The sequence below is a fragment of the Actinoplanes oryzae genome (genome assembly GCF_030757795.1).
Lineage (GTDB): Bacteria > Actinomycetota > Actinomycetes > Mycobacteriales > Micromonosporaceae > Actinoplanes.
In genome coordinates, this window is record NZ_JAUQWH010000353.1 from 1 (window position 1) to 914 (window position 914).

The following is a 914-nucleotide window of genomic DNA, read 5'->3' on the forward strand; positions in this document are numbered from 1 at the left end:
CTGACAGAGATGATTGTGGTGAGCACCTCCCGCCGGGGTCTGACCCAGCTACTGACTGACTTCGGGTCTTCAACGGGATTTGTCGGCCCTGGTCGGGAGGTGCTCGTGCACTCATCAGGCGTGGCGTTGTGACTTCATAGGAACCTGGCCAGAGGCCCCATCTCTGTCTTGTCCGCGTTGCCCGACTGGTGCGTGCCGCCCTGCCCCAGTTGCGAACGACAGGACGACGATGCCCCCTATTACACCTGATGAAGCCGTTGTCGAGGCCTTCGGCGGCGTTGACACCCACCAGGACACCCACACCGCCGCCGTGATCGACGAGGTCGGCCGGGTTCTCGGCACGCACGAGTTCCCCGCCACCGCCGCCGGCTATGCCGACCTGCTGACCTGGATGCGCGGGCACGGCCGGCTGAACCGGGCCGGCGTCGAGGGCACCGGCGCCTACGGTGCGGGGCTGGCCCGCCTGCTGCGCGACGAGCGGGTGACGGTGATCGAGGTCGACCGGCCGGACCGCAAGACCCGCCGTTTCCAGGGCAAGTCCGACCCGATCGACGCGATCCAGGCCGCCCGGGCTGCGCCGGCCGGGGAACGCACCGGCACCCCCAAACAGCGCGACGGCCGCGTCGAGGCACTGCGCAACCTGCGGGTGGCCCGCCGCAGCGCCGTCGACCAGCGCGCGGACACTCAACGCCAGATCAAGGCCCTGATCGTCACCGCTCCCGACGATCTGCGCGCCGAACTGCGCCGCCTGAGCGTCAAGCAGCTGATCACCGTCTGCGCGAACCTACGCCCGGACTCGTCGGACGCCGCGACCCCGGTCACCGCCGCTAAGCTTGCCCTGCGCAGCCTGGCCCGCCGCCACCAGCAGCTGTCCGTCGAGATCACCGACCTCGACCAGCTGCTCGAGCCCCTCG

General features: G+C 69.9%; 1 protein-coding gene. It reads left to right on the plus strand.

All coding sequences use genetic code 11. The features are described 5' to 3' along the window. Positions 1–310: 310 nt before the first annotated feature. Positions 311–914, plus strand: a 604-nt coding sequence (locus RBH18_RS43880; RefSeq protein WP_306216449.1) for an IS110 family transposase, incomplete at its 3' end; no start/stop codon positions are given.